Genomic DNA, 457 nt, shown 5'->3' on the forward strand with positions numbered 1-457 from the left:
CGCCAGGCCCGCCTGGAGGTGACCGAACATCGATTCGATCTGCTCGGCCGTGGCGGGCTCCCCAGCATAGCCGATATCACGCGAGGCGTCCGGGCGCGCCTCGGGCGCGGCCAACAGCGCCAGACGCATCTCATAGGTGATCAACTGCACCGCCTGGGCGAGGTTCAGCGAGGCATACGCCGGATTCGCCGGAATGTGGGTCACGGCGGCGCAGCGCTCCACCGCGTCGTTGGGCAGGCCGTAGCGCTCGTTGCCGAACACGAAGGCGATCACGGCATCGGGTGCTGCTGCCAGCACTTCATACCCGCGCGCTGCGGCATCGCGCGGCAGCAGGCGCGGCGGGCCGAACTCGCGTTGGCGGGCGGTCATCGCCACGGTATAGGCCGCGTCAGCCAACGCGGATTCGATATCCGGGACGATTTGTGCATCAACAAGCACATCGCCAGCGCCGCTGGCC

The 457-nt window shown here is 68.5% G+C and carries 1 protein-coding gene; it reads right to left on the reverse strand.

Translation table 11 applies throughout. The features are described from left to right. On the reverse strand, positions 1-457 hold a 457-nt coding region (locus tag AB4111_RS31170; RefSeq protein ID WP_442035145.1), incomplete at both ends, for an RNA methyltransferase.

Source organism: Paenibacillus sp. 2KB_22, assembly GCF_052115745.1.
In the GTDB taxonomy this organism is placed as follows: domain Bacteria; phylum Bacillota; class Bacilli; order Paenibacillales; family Paenibacillaceae; genus Paenibacillus.